We start from the raw sequence: 13730 nt of genomic DNA on the forward strand, positions 1-13730 counted from the left end.
CTACCAATTTTCCGAAACATTGGCATTTATATCCTAAAAAATGGCCATAATGCCTTTTTTTCGGGGGGGGGAATTTTCAAAATATAATTGCTATATTTGCATCGAAAACCGACCCCAAAAGTCACGTGAAGACGGGAAAAAACATAAAGACGCCGAAGAGCAACGGCGCCGTGGCGGGTTTGTCCCGGGATGTCCGGGTACCGCACAAGGCGTCAAGGTCATACGGTCTACGGCACGTGCAGGGAATCTTCCCCGCATGTGCGGTCGTGCTTTTCTGTGCTCTGCTCTTCACGATCCAAACGGCCGCCGCACAATCTCCCGTTCCGCTCCTGGAAACACAGCAGGAGGGGGCACAGAAGAAGGGAGCACAGCAGAAGGGAGTACAGGAGGAGGGAGTGCAGCAGAAGGGGGTACAGGAGGAAGGAGTACAGCAGAAGGGAGTAGAGGAGAAAGGAGTACAGCAGAAAGGAGTACAGCAGGAAGGAGTACAGCAGGAAGGGGCGCAGCAGGAAGGGGCGCAGCAGGAAGGAGTACAGCAGGAAGGGATACAGGAGACGTACCCCGTACCGGCGCTGCCCGCCGGAGCCGACTCGGCCAGCATCGTCGACCGATTCGCCCTCTACTACTGGCGCGACCGCATCGACCTCGACGAGAACTACCTCGACAACGCCCGGCAGATGACTCGCATCAAGCGTTATCTGGCCGAATCACCGCACATCGACAGCATCACCGTCTACGCCTACGCCTCGCCCGAAGGCGTCTACGAACACAACGTCTGGCTCGCCCGCAAACGCGCCGAGGCCGCCAAACGCTACATCCTGGAACACATCCCCGCCGGAAGCGATTTCGACGCATCCCGCATCCGTCTCTGCCCCATGGAGGAGAACTGGGACGGTCTGGAAGCCGAAATCGAAGCCAACTACCACCGCAGCAACCGCGAACAGGTGCTCGCCATTCTCCGTGCCCCGGTGCGGAACGACACCAAGAAGTGGCGGCTGCAACAAATTGACGGGGGGGGGTTTAGCTACAAGTACATCATCCGCAACCACATGCCGAAACTGCGTCTGGCGACGTGGGTCTGCATCTGGCAGCGGCCCGTGCAGGAGGAGCCCCTCGGCAAGACGGCGCAGTTCGCCGTCGCCGAACCCGAACCGATTCCGCTGGAACATTACAAGGGATGCAATCCGCCCGCCGCCCCGGAGCGTTACAAGCGGACGTTCGTGGCGTTGAAGAGCAACCTGCTCTACGATGCGGCAACGGTTCTCAATTTCGCCGTCGAGGTCCCGTTCAACGAGAAATTCTCCCTCCTCTACGAGCACCACTGTCCGTGGTGGTTGAGCGACAACAACCGCTTCTGCGTCGAAATGCTCTCCTTCGGCGGCGAATTCCGCTGGTGGTTCAAGCCCCGCACGCAGCCCGCAACACCCAAGCGGGTGCAGCGCGACGCGCTCGTCGGCCACTTCCTCGGCCTCTACGGCATGGGCGGAAAGTTCGACTTCCAGCTCAACCGCAACCTCTGCTACCAGGGCGAGTTTTTCAGCGCCGGACTCACCTACGGTTACTCGATGCCCATCGCCAAACGGCTGAACCTCGAATTCTCGATCTCGGCCGGGTATGCCCGCATCCCCTACCGGCACTACATCCCGACGGAGGATTGGAGCCTGCTGATCCGCGACCGCAACAAGACGGGCGTCTGGCACTATTTCGGTCCCACGAAGGTGGAGATCGCCCTCTCCGTGCCGCTGCTGTTCCCCGTCAAGAAACCCGTAAAGACAGGAGGCAACCGATGAAACGTCCGATGACATATCTGTTCGCGGCCGCGGTTCTTCTGACTGCGGCACTGCTGACGGTCCGTTGCGAGCGGCGCCCGCTCGTCGACGCCGGAAACACCCACTATGTGCGGGTCTACCTCGACGAGGAGTTGAAGAACGTCACCACGGGATTCTACGACGAGACGCTGGAAAAACCCGACTATGCAACGCCGGAGATGCTCCGCGTGGTGCTCTATGACCCCGCAAACGGACACGTTGCGGCCGAACGCTACCTGCGCAACCGCAAGAGCGACGAACGCGGCATCTACTTCGACGGATACGTCGTGGCCGCCCCGGGGCACTACCGCCTGCTGACCTACAACTTCGGCACCGAATCGACGCTCATCCGCGACGGACACCTCTACGACGGCATCCAGGCCTATACGAACGAGATCTCCGGGACGCTCCGCAACAGCCTTTCGTCGCGGGCCAACGGCGACAACGAACGCATCGTCTACGTCCCGGACCACCTCTTCACCGACCGCAACGAGGAGTTGAGCACCTCCTTCGGCAGCGACATCGACACGCTGCGCAATGCCGGCGGCGACCACTTCACGGCCGGGAGCATCGTGCTGTCGTACTACCTCCAAATCCGGGTCAAGGGCATCGACTGGATCTCGTCGGCCGTGGGGCTGCTGACCGGCATGGCGGGCTCGGCAACGCTCAACGACGGCCAGATCCGCACGGAGGACCCCGTGACGGTCTATTTCGAGATGCAGCGCGGCCCCTCATCGGCCAACGAAGGGGTCATCTACACGACGTTCCACACCTTCGGGAAACTCCCCGACGCGTCGAACGAACTCGCCATCACGTTCGACGTGCGGACCACCGACGGACGCGCCCTGACCACGACGCTCGACATCACGGACAAGTTCTCCGAACCCGATGCCGTCGAACACCAGTGGCTGCTGCTCGACCAGGTGCTGAACATCCCCGAACCGGAGGATCCCGAAGGCGAGGGCGACGGATTCACGCCGGGTGTCGACGAGTGGGAGGACATCGAGACGGACATCATCATCTGACCCATCAAAAAAAGAGATAAACAACAATTACAAAAATTTACTTCCCTATGAAAAAAACACTCCTCATGATGGCAGTTGCGGCGGGCGCGATGCTCACCGGCTGCGTGAAGAACGAAACCGCGAACGGCGGAGCCGTTTCGGGATCGAAAATCAGTTTCGAGGCCCCGGCCGTGACGGGCATCACCCGTGCCGCCCTGGTCCCGGGCGAGATCGGAACCGGGTATGACAAAGGCGAGCACTTCTCGGTCTATGCGCTCTACTTTGCCAACGGCACCTACACGGAATTCGGCGACGGAACCCTGTACATGGACAATGTCGAGACCGCTTACAACACTGGCGGCCAATACTGGGATTCGGAAAGCGTTCCCGGAGGACAGGCCTACTACTGGCCCAAAAAAGGTTCGCTGACCTTCGCCGCCTACTCGCCGACGGGGGCTGCGAATGACTGCAAGGTAGCCTGGGGCGCCGCGGGCTTCACCTTCACGGGCTTCACGGTGCAGAGCGAGCCGGCAAACCACTACGACCTGCTGTTCAGCGAGCGCGCCTACAACAAGACGCAGAGCGAGACCAGTTCGACGACCTACAAGGGCGGTGTAGACATCACGTTCAAGCACGCCCTGTCGTCGGTGGTCTTCAAGACCAAGCTGGGCGATACCTACACGGGCCACACCATTACATTGAAGAACATCACGTTGAAGAACACCTTCACGAAGGGTAACTTCAACCAGGGTCTCGTAGACGAGAACAATGCCGTAACGACCGCTGCCGCATGGTCGGGCCAGAACACCGAGAACACGGCCGGATACGTGGCCTTCAACGGAGCCGAGGTAATCACCTCCACGGCTGCCGAGCCGGCAGGCGCCAAGCGGCTTATCGTCCTGCCGCAGGATCTGGCACATGGGACCAACAACGTCACGATCGACGTAACCTACTCGATCGACAACGGCACCAACGAGATCGACCAGACGGCAACGATCGACATTACGGATCCGGGATACAACCTCACCGAGTTCGAAATCGGCAAGCGTTATATCTTCACGCTGATCATCGGTCTGGACAAGATCACCTTCTCGCCCGACGTCGACGAGTGGGAGGATGTCCCCGGCATAGACATCGAACTCTGACACACATCGCACGCGGGAGCGACGAAGTCCCGCATCCAGTCTGCGAAGGGGTGATACCCTTCGCAGGCACAAAAACCAGAACGCATGAACCGATTCATCATCCGGATCCTCCTCGCAACGGCCGTCGCAGCGGCGGCGGGTGCCTGCGTGAAAGAAGACCGCGAGCGCCACGACCCGATCGTGCGGCTCGCGTTCGAACCCGTCATGCACACCCGGGTCCGTTCGGCCGCCGGGGATGCCGGGGATGCCGGGGATGCCGGGGATGCCGTCGGGACATCGTTCGGAGTCAGCGTCTGGCAACTCCCCGAGGAGCTGGCCTGGGAGACCGACCAACAGTCGGCACTACCGCTCCTCGATGCCGCACGTCTGGTCCGCGACGGCGAGCGCTGGCTGCCGGAAAGCGGCAACGACTGGCCCTCGAACCGCTATACCCTCACCTGCATCGGATTCGCGCCCTATGAGGCCGCCGCCGGCTGCGACGCCACATACGGCGTCCGCTTCGAGGAGGTCGACACCTCGACCGACCCCGGAGACCTGCGTTACACCCTGCCGCAGACCGACCTCGTCAAGAGTCACAACGGCGGAGTCGTCACCCTGCCGCTGGTTCAGGCTCTCTGCGAGGTCGACTTCCGCGTCCGGGGCGTGAACGGATACGAGGATACGGAGGTCTACGTGCGCTCGATCACCCTCGACAACGTGGGCATCCGGGGCGACTTCCGCTCGCTGCCCGCGCCGACGTGGACCCTGCGCGGCAACAACGCCCCGCTGACCCTCTTCGAAGGCGAAATCCGGCTCGAATATGCTCCGCAGGAGACCGGATCGACCCTCCGGCTCATCCCACAGGAGCTGAACAGCACCGTCACGGTCGAATACGAATTCCTGGCGCCCACCGGGGCCCGCCTCCCGCAGTCCGACACCACGGAACCCGTCGAACGCACGCTCGAAGCCGGACGTCACTACACCTTCACGCTGGCCGTCAGCCCCGCCGGCGCGGAGGTCATCCCCGAACTCCCGGACCAAACCACCGAATCAGAAGCCAAGCCATGATACGCACGTCGAAATACCTGTTCGCACTGGCGCTGCTCGCCGCAGGGGGTTGCAGCACCGAGCCCCGGGAAAAGATCCCGACAGGGCCCGAAGCCGGGACCATTCCCATCGTATGGGACGTCGTGAGCGTGGACAAACCCGGCACCCAAAGCCGCTCGCTCATCGGTCCCGCCCCGGAAGAGGGCCAGAACCCCGACTGGATCACCCTCGAGGAGGCCTGCACCCCGACCGCATCGGGCGGTCAGGGCGAGGCGATCGGCATCTGGGCCGACTACACCTACATGGATACCGATGGACAGGAGTCGACCATGAAGGACGTATTCCGCGGCACCCGTCTGATCTACCAGCACAAGGAGAGCGGAAATCCCCACAGCGACTGGAACTACGCCGGTTCGGACCTCTACTGGTTCATCGGCGGAAGATACAAGTTCCGCGCATACTACCCCCAGAACCTTGCCGACCACGTCGTCTCGTCGACGAACGCCACGACGTTCGTCATCGAGTACCCGACGCACGAAATCCAGGAGGATCTCCTCCTGGCCTACAACCAGGTCGACACGAACAATCCGCTGGTCAATCTGAACGACCCCGTGCCCCTGCATTTCAGCCACGGACTGGCCGCCCTGCGCTTCTTCGTCAAGGCCAGCTACACGAACAGCGACCAGCTCACCTCCTGCTACCTCCAAAATGCCGACTCGCGCGACTTCGCCACGTCGGGCATGCTCGCATACGGAACCGAAACCCAGCCGGAAAACATCTCCTGGATCATAGGCTACACCCCGCCCGTCACCGAACGGATCTACTATTGGAGCCATCCGGGCGTCGCGTTCTCGACCGACGAGGCCGGAAATACCGTCCGGGCCATGGCCTACACCGCGGAAAACGCCACCTCCGGCGACCTCTTCACGCAAAACAACGGATGGGTGCTGATCCTCCCGCAGGCTTCCTCGGGCAACCTCCAATTCTGCTTCACCACCACCAGCGGCGAAGAGGCCATCTACCGGGTCACCATCCCGAAGATCACCGAACGCATCACGGCCTCCGACGGCAGCGTCTACGAAAGCACCGAATACCGCCCCGGAAGACGCTACACCTACACGATCACCATCACCGAGGCAAACGTCGACCTGACACTCACCGTCGCCGACTGGAACGAACGCGAATCCTCATACGAAATCGTATTCTGACAACGACCAAACCGACGGAACCATGTACAAGCCATACACATACCGGATTTTCGCCCTGCTGCTGATGCTGGCAACGGCTTTCGGCTGCCGGACGGCCGACCCCGTTCCCGGAACGGATGCGGAAACGGAAGCCGTGCGCGAACCCGCCAGCCTCGTGCTGACGACCGACTTCCGGGCACTCATCACCCCCGAAGGCACCCGGGCCAACGATGCCGACGACAATACGATCCGGCACGCCGCCCTCTTCCTGATCGACTATATGGACAACCGGCTCGTCGCCTACCGCATCATCGACCCCGGAACCACAACGCCCTACAACGATATTGACGAACAGAACGGATTCGTCGATGAAACAACGGGCGAGGTCGATCCGTCACGCACCTCGGGCAAAATGCTCCGCGTCACGTTCAACTACAACGACCCGAAGCACGGCGACGCCGAAAAACTCACCCGCGGATCCTACATGCTGCTCGCCGTGGCCAACTTCTCGGAATCGGACCAGTTCGGAGACTCGGGGATTGCCACCCAGGTCCGGAATCTCGTCGACCACTTCCAGCAAAGCCCCGATACGGGCATCTCCGACTTCCGCGGAACCTGCCAGGCGTTCTACAACCTGCAACTCTACATCCCGAAAAAAACCGTATTCCCGTATATCCGCCCGGACGACGTCTCCATCCCGTTGAGCAGCACCCACATCCTGAACCTCATCTCGGGACAGAACCACGCAACCGCGGAACTCAAACGTACGTCCGCCCGCGTGCGGGTCGAACTCCGCAATTACAGCGATCTGCCGCTGACGATCAACAACCTGGCGTTCAGCAGCAACTTCACCCAGTCGACCAGCTACCTCTTCTCGCGGGCCGACGGCGAGAACTACGCCATCGAAAACGATCATTACGGAAAAGGCGCTCCGGTCGTGACGGACGACAACGCCATCACGACCTTCACGCCGGGCATGGTCCTCACGAAAGAGGACGGCACGACAACACTCTTCGACGGACTGATCTACGAAAGCCGCGACCTGACGAACAACTACACCTATGCGATCGACGTCTCCTACAAAGGCGAGGGCGATCTCCACAACTACACGTTGAAAGGAAACGGACAAGCAGTCACGACTCCCGACGACGTGGCGGCACAAGGTCCCTATTTTCTCATCCGGCGCAGTAGCGCCTTCTCGTACCTCTACGTGGAGAACGACAAGGTCTACGCCTCCACGGGCAGCTATACCCCGCAGGAGATCCTCGATCGCTGCCAGCAGAACAACTACTACTACAATTACGTCTGGGAACTCGTACCCTCGGGTTCGAGCTACCGCCTGCGCAATGTCCAGACCGGAGACTACATCGAAAGAATCCGGTCCAACAACAGAGAAAACGAGAATTACCGGCTGGGAACCACCACCGAAACCGATTCCGACACCTTCACGCTCGAAACCAACAACGGCTTCCTGCTTTTCCGGTCGGATTACTACCGCAACCACTCCTGGTACGGCGGCAACGCCTACATCAACACCCGCGGCACGGACAACACGCTGGTCGTCGGGTGGAACGGAACCGGCGAATGGTCGCAGTTCGCACTCTACCCCCTCGACGCACACAGGAGCCTGAATGCCCGTCACGAAGTGGTGCTGCGGACCATCGACAAGGCAAGCGGCGTCGTAAGCGACGTCCACGAAATCGAACGGAACGACTACATCCGCATTCTGGTCGAGGTGTCGTACAACCCCGACAAGGGCGACTTCGACTTCATCGTCAACGACTGGGAGACCGGCGGAGACGAGATAACCTTCAACTGATGCCGAAAGATATGAAACGACTCATACGCTGTTTTCTGCTTTGCAGCCTGCTGGCGGGCGGCTGCGTCAAGGATCCGGAGCTCGACCCGGCACAGGTCGGCGAGGGCGACGTATGGACGACGCTCGACTTCGCGCATACGGACTACGACCCGATCCGAATCACGACCCGATCGACCCTCGGCCCGATCGCCGAGGCCCGCGTCTCGAACCTCTACGTCTTCCTGTTCAACAGCGCCGGAGAGCGCGTCTACGGGCACTATTTCGACAGCGAGAACAAACGCGCGACCCGCGACGAGGTCGTCGCCGCCAATACGAACTGCTGGATGGTGAACAACCGCATGGACGACACGGGAACCACCACCGGAACCATCCGCATGAAGGTGCCGCAGCTCACCGGAGGTATATTGTACCTGGTGTCGAACCTCGACACCGACATGCTGAACATCTCGCCCGAGAAGTTCAGTTTCATCCGCACGCTCGATGAACTCAAAGCGCTGACCGTGCTGCTCAATCAGGAGATCACCTCGCGCAACGGTTCGTTCGCCATGACCGGAAGCGCCGAAAACATCACCATCACGAGCAGCGGCATCACCTCCGCAACAAACCAGCGGGTGAAGATCCCGCTGACACGGCTCGATGCCAAGATCGAGGTCCAGATCCGGGCGGCCGTAGGCAACGAAACCCGGGTCGAAAGTCAGAGCGGTTCGACCGTCGAGGTGCTCAAAGACTTCACGCCCGATTCGTGGCAGGTGGTCAACCTGCCGAAGGGTTGCTTCCTGCTCGAACACGCCGTCGCCGCGGAGGGAGGACACGATGCCGATACGGGCTATTTCGACAGCGACCCGATCAACTTCGAGACCGAAACCGAGGAGACCTACTCCTACGAGACCAGCGACGGAACCTCCGAAACGGTGACGGCTCCCGTCTACGGTTTCTCGTTCTACATGTACGAAAACCGCCCGGCATCCAAGCAGACCGTCACGGAGTATCACCAGCGCGACCGGCGCATCAAGGACGACAATACGGGAGCCTATGACACCACCGACGGATTGTGGGAGTATGCCCCGGAAACATCCACCTATCTGGTCATCAAGGGCGAGGTGTCGATGAATGTCAATGTGGATGACGACGCCAAGGATCAGACGCTCAGCGCATCGGTGATCTACTACATCCATCTGGGCGACATCGGCCGCGACGTGGACGACTTCCGGGTGAAGCGCAACACGCATTACACCTATACGATCACCGTCAAGGGAGTGAAGAACATCCAGGTCGAGGTCGAAACGGGCATCGAGAACGAATCGGGCGCCATGGGACACGTCTACATCGCCAAGGAGTCGATCTACACCTTCGACGCCCACTACGGACAGCGGGTCTTCGCATTCGATCAGGAGTACATCACCCCGGAGGACGTCACCTGGTATGTCAAGACCCCCTTCGGACGGGAAGGCATGCCGGAGATCATCGACGGTGTGGAGGTCCCCAACGGTCTGGACTACAAGTGGGTGAGCTTCCTTGTGAACGACATCGAGACTTCGGAGCAATACAGCCGGCGGAACCGTACGTACAACCCCGACACGGTGATGGACGTCATGGAGTTCTGCAACTACATCCGCGAGCAGAAGGTCCGCTTCGACAACGGCCGTACGAACGCCTTCCGCAAAGAGATCGACGAGGAGCTCCGCCAACGCTATCCCGACCATCCGGAGATCTATACCCGCTACCGAATCTACGCCACGATCTTCGTCGACGAATTCTACTACGACCGCGACCCCATCTCGGACGAGGTGCGCGCCACGCTGTGGAAGGAGTTCGTCAACCAGCCCAACCGCACGATGCACATCCTCTGCGACACGCAGTTCAGCCCCGACGGCGACAGTTCGGCCACGGGCAGCGTGGTAACCATCCGCCAGCGTTCGATCCAGTCGATCTTCGACTCCACCAGCGAAACCATCCATACGGCCTGGGGCGGTGAGTCGATCGACGAAACGGAGGGAAAGTTGTGGTTCTACAACCGCACCGAACGCCACGGAACGACCTCATACAACAACGAGAATGCCGGAAACACCTCTCGCACGAACGGACTCTACAATACGGGACGCCTCTGGGAACTCACCGACGGATCCGGAAACTTCTCCTACAAGCGCTGGGACAGCTACCTCGATTTCAACCGCGAAAACGACCACGCCTATCTCTTCCTCAAAGATGACGACGAGATAGCCACGGCCCGCTACACCTGCCTGATGCGCAACCGCGACAACAACGGAAACGGAATCATCGACGCTGCGGAGGTCAAGTGGTACATAGCGTCGATCCAGCAGTTGTCGGCCCTTTATGCCGGCGATCAGGGAATCTCGGCCGAAGCGCAGCTCTACGACAAGAACAACGACTACGGAAAAGACGATACGGATGCCTACGGCACCCAGCTGTGGCGCCGGCACATCATCAGCAGCACCCGCTGGGGAACATCGGATCCGGTGAACTATCCGACGATGCTGTGGGCCGAAGAGGGGCTCTCGACAAGTGCCTACCAGCAATACAGCACCGGAGAAAAGGGCAAACCGGGACGCTATACGGTGCGCTGCGTGCGCAACCTGGGCATGGATCCCGCCGACGAGGCCGAAGCCATCGCGAAACTCAACGATGCCAACACGATTCCCGAGTATTCGATCATCTTCGAGAAGGTGCAGGAGAACAACTCCTCCTCTTCGGTATACCGGTTCGACGTCTCGCGGATCAACAAACGCTCGATCCGCTACTATACGACGCGGGAGCTGGAACCCGGAAACGAATATTCGGAATCGGCACGGTTGTACTCGTCATTCGAAACGGGTCCGGCCGTCTCCTATACGGGAACTTACCAGTCCTTGAAGCAGATGATCGAACGGGGTGAGTCGCCCTGTCCCGAAGGATACCGGGTGCCGAACATCCGGGAAGCGAACCTCATGTCGAACTACATCACCTCGGACGTAAATCCGAACTGGTGGTCGGGGAATTACACGCTGGTAAACACCTATTACTCCTTCGGAACGCTCGGAAAGCAATACGACACGGAGATCTCATGGTATGCGACGAGCAACCACATTACGATCTCCAAGCCGAGTGAAGCGAAAACAATCCGTTGCGTCCGCGACGTCCAGTAGCCCCCGGGCGGAAAGCAGGGAGCAGGGAGTGAGACGGGTGTGAGACGGGTGTGAGACGGGTGTGAGACGGGTGTGAGACGGGTGCGAGACGGGTGTGAGACGGGTGCGAGACGGGTGCGAGACGGGTGCGAGACGGGTGCGAGACGGGCATAGGCCGGTCGGAAAGCCGGTCAGAAAGCCGGTCGGAAAGCCGGTCGGAAAGCCGGTCGGAAAGCCGGTCGGAAAGCCGGTCGGAAAGCCGGTCGGAAGGGAATTTACTCCGATTCCCGGACCGCGGATTTGGATTTTCCGTTCCGAATGCCTATATTTGTTGCCGATCCTGAAAACAACGAACCATGCCGGCAAGTCTGAACCATACGATGTGTTGTTGTGCAGCGAACTGTTGTCGTTGCCGCCGCATCGTGCCTGCTGCCGGGAGAGATTCCGGATCGAAACAACGGTAAATCACATTTTCAACCATATCCGCATCGGAATTGGGGCAGCAGGTTCGCACTGTTGCCCCGTTTTCGTATCCAAAACCGAAACCAGATGGAAAAAATCGCACATTCGACATTGGAACTCATCGGCCGTACGCCGCTGGTGGAACTCTCGCGCCTGGCCCGCGAAGCCGGGGCCGTGGCGAGAGTCGTGGCAAAGGTCGAGTCGTTCAACCCCGCGGGAAGCGTGAAGGACCGCGTGGCTCTGGCCATGGTCGAGCAGGCCGAGGCCCGCGGCGAAATCCGCCCCGGCGACACGATCATCGAGCCCACGAGCGGGAACACCGGCGTAGGACTGGCGCTCGTGAGCGCACTGAAAGGCTACCGGCTGATCCTCACGATGCCCGAGACGATGAGCATCGAACGCCGGAGGCTCGTCGCCGCCTACGGCGCGCAGGTGGTCCTCACACCCGGAGCCGAGGGGATGACGGGGGCCATCGACCGGGCCCGGGAGCTGCGTGAGGAGATTCCGGGATCGGTGATCCTGCAACAGTTCGAGAACCCCGACAACCCGCAGCAACACTACCGAACGACGGGCGACGAGATCTGGCGCGACACCGACGGACGGGTCGACCTCTTCGTGGCGGGAGTCGGCTCGGGCGGCACGGTAAGCGGTACGGGACGCCGGCTCAAAGAGTTGAACCCGGAGGTGGAGATCGTGGCCGTGGAACCGGCGTCATCGCCCGTACTCTCGGGCGGCGCCCCGGGACCGCACAGGATTCAGGGGATCGGCGCGGGATTCGTCCCGGGGAATTACGACGCGCAGGTCGTGGACCGCGTGGTTCCCGTAAGCGACGAGGAGGCCATCGGCATGGCGCGGCTGCTCGCGTCGCACGAGGGGCTGCTGGCGGGGATCTCCTCGGGAGCGGCGGCCCGAGTGGCGCTGCAACTGGCCAAACGCGAAGAGTACCGCGGCAAGACGATCGTCGTGCTGCTGCCCGACACGGGGGAACGCTATCTCTCGACGCTGCTCTACGCTTTCGACGAATACAAAACCGACATCCGCCCATGACCACGCACACCCATTCCGGAGAAAACCGACTGCGGCGACTCGCCGAGACACTGACGACCCCCGACCCGCACATCCCCCCGGCCGCACGCGCCGGTATCGACGCCGCGGAACTCAAACGTGCCGTCGCGCTCTTCCGCGCCGTAATCTTCGACGGCTACTTCGACCCGCGGCCGCTCGACGTCCGGCTCACGGAGCTGGCCGGGATCCTCGCCCGCCAAAGTGCCCGGGCCCTGGCGACGTTCCGTCGCGGAACCACCTCCGACACAGTCCCGGCGGCCGGAACATCCCCAAGCAACGCCCCGACGGCAGGTGCAGTCGCGGACACCACTCCGGCGGCCGGAACATCCCCGGACAACGCCTCCGGCGCCGCGGCCCGACGCTTCGGGCAGGAGACGGCCGAAAGGCTCCTTGCCGAGCTGCCCGAGCTGCGCCGCCGGCTCGGCACCGACGTCAGGGCGGTCTTCGACGGCGACCCCGCGGCCGCCAGCTACGAGGAGGTAATCCTCTGCTATCCGGCCCTCACGGCCATGACCCACTACCGCTTCGCCCACGCCCTGCTGCGGCTCGGCGTACCGATCCTGCCGCGTCTGATCACCGAAATGGCCCACTCCGCCACCGGAATCGACATCCACCCCGGTGCCGAGATCGGCGACTATTTCAGCATCGACCACGGCACGGGCGTCGTCATCGGCGAGACCTGCATCATCGGCAGCCACGTGCGGATCTATCAGGGCGTGACGCTCGGCGCCAAGAGCTTCAAGTTCGACGCCGCGGGCAACATCCTCCGGGAGCCGCGCCACCCGATTCTCGAAGATCGCGTGGTGGTCTACTCCAACTCGTCGATCCTCGGACGGGTGCGGATCGGACACGACACCGTGATCGGCGGCAACGTCTGGCAGACGACCGATCTGCCGCCCCACTCGCGGGTCGTACAGGGCCGCGCCACGGTCTCGGGATTCGAAAACGGAGGGGGCATATAGCCCCTTCCGACCCCCGCGACGGCAATTCGCCGCTCCCGGAGGTGCAACATGACGACAAAATCGCTATTTTTGCATCCGGAAAGCGACGTTCAAAGATCGGAGCGGTCCGCAGGTCGGAGCGCCCTCCGCC

General features: G+C 61.3%; 9 protein-coding genes. All 9 read left to right on the top strand.

Translation table 11 applies throughout. The features are described 5' to 3' along the window. Positions 1-236 precede the first annotated feature (236 nt). The 9 genes from B5G16_RS10445 to B5G16_RS10490 all read left to right on the top strand — a co-directional run bounded on the left by B5G16_RS10445 (position 237) and on the right by B5G16_RS10490 (position 13600). Positions 237-1790: a DUF3575 domain-containing protein gene (locus B5G16_RS10445; RefSeq protein WP_087263687.1), complete on the top strand. Its 1554-nt coding sequence runs from the start codon at positions 237-239 to the stop codon at positions 1788-1790. Beyond that, entirely contained in the window at positions 1787-2833 is a 1047-nt protein-coding gene (locus B5G16_RS10450) for a DUF5119 domain-containing protein (RefSeq protein ID WP_087263688.1), read from the top strand. The genes B5G16_RS10445 and B5G16_RS10450 overlap by 4 nt, the downstream gene beginning before the upstream one ends. A gap of 47 nt (positions 2834-2880) precedes the next feature. Next, entirely contained in the window at positions 2881-3957 is a 1077-nt protein-coding gene (locus tag B5G16_RS10455) for a fimbrillin family protein (RefSeq protein WP_087263689.1), read from the top strand. An 84-nt stretch (positions 3958-4041) separates the two neighbouring features. Beyond that, positions 4042-5004: a fimbrillin family protein gene (locus tag B5G16_RS10460; protein WP_087263690.1), complete on the top strand. Its 963-nt coding sequence runs from the start codon at positions 4042-4044 to the stop codon at positions 5002-5004. After that, positions 5001-6191: a fimbrillin family protein gene (locus B5G16_RS10465; RefSeq protein WP_087263691.1), complete on the top strand. Its 1191-nt coding sequence runs from the start codon at positions 5001-5003 to the stop codon at positions 6189-6191. Before B5G16_RS10460 ends, B5G16_RS10465 begins: the two co-directional genes overlap by 4 nt. A 22-nt stretch (positions 6192-6213) precedes the next feature. Beyond that, the gene (locus B5G16_RS12745; RefSeq protein WP_162612061.1) at positions 6214-7989 is read left to right on the top strand and encodes an RICIN domain-containing protein; all 1776 of its coding nucleotides are present in this window, start codon (positions 6214-6216) and stop codon (positions 7987-7989) included. A gap of 11 nt (positions 7990-8000) precedes the next feature. Beyond that, positions 8001-11132, top strand: a complete 3132-nt coding sequence (locus tag B5G16_RS10475) for a DUF4906 domain-containing protein (RefSeq protein ID WP_162612062.1) — start codon at positions 8001-8003, stop codon at positions 11130-11132. Between the two features lie 528 nt (positions 11133-11660). Further along, entirely contained in the window at positions 11661-12620 is a 960-nt protein-coding gene (gene cysK, locus B5G16_RS10485; RefSeq protein WP_087263695.1) for a cysteine synthase A, read from the top strand. Continuing rightward, positions 12617-13600 (top strand): serine O-acetyltransferase, encoded by a 984-nt coding sequence (locus B5G16_RS10490; RefSeq protein ID WP_143260872.1) that lies wholly within the window; start codon positions 12617-12619, stop codon positions 13598-13600. Before cysK ends, B5G16_RS10490 begins: the two co-directional genes overlap by 4 nt. Positions 13601-13730 lie beyond the last annotated feature (130 nt).

It is taken from the genome of Alistipes sp. An66 (genome assembly GCF_002161445.1).
In the GTDB taxonomy this organism is placed as follows: Bacteria; Bacteroidota; Bacteroidia; order Bacteroidales; family Rikenellaceae; genus Alistipes; species Alistipes cottocaccae.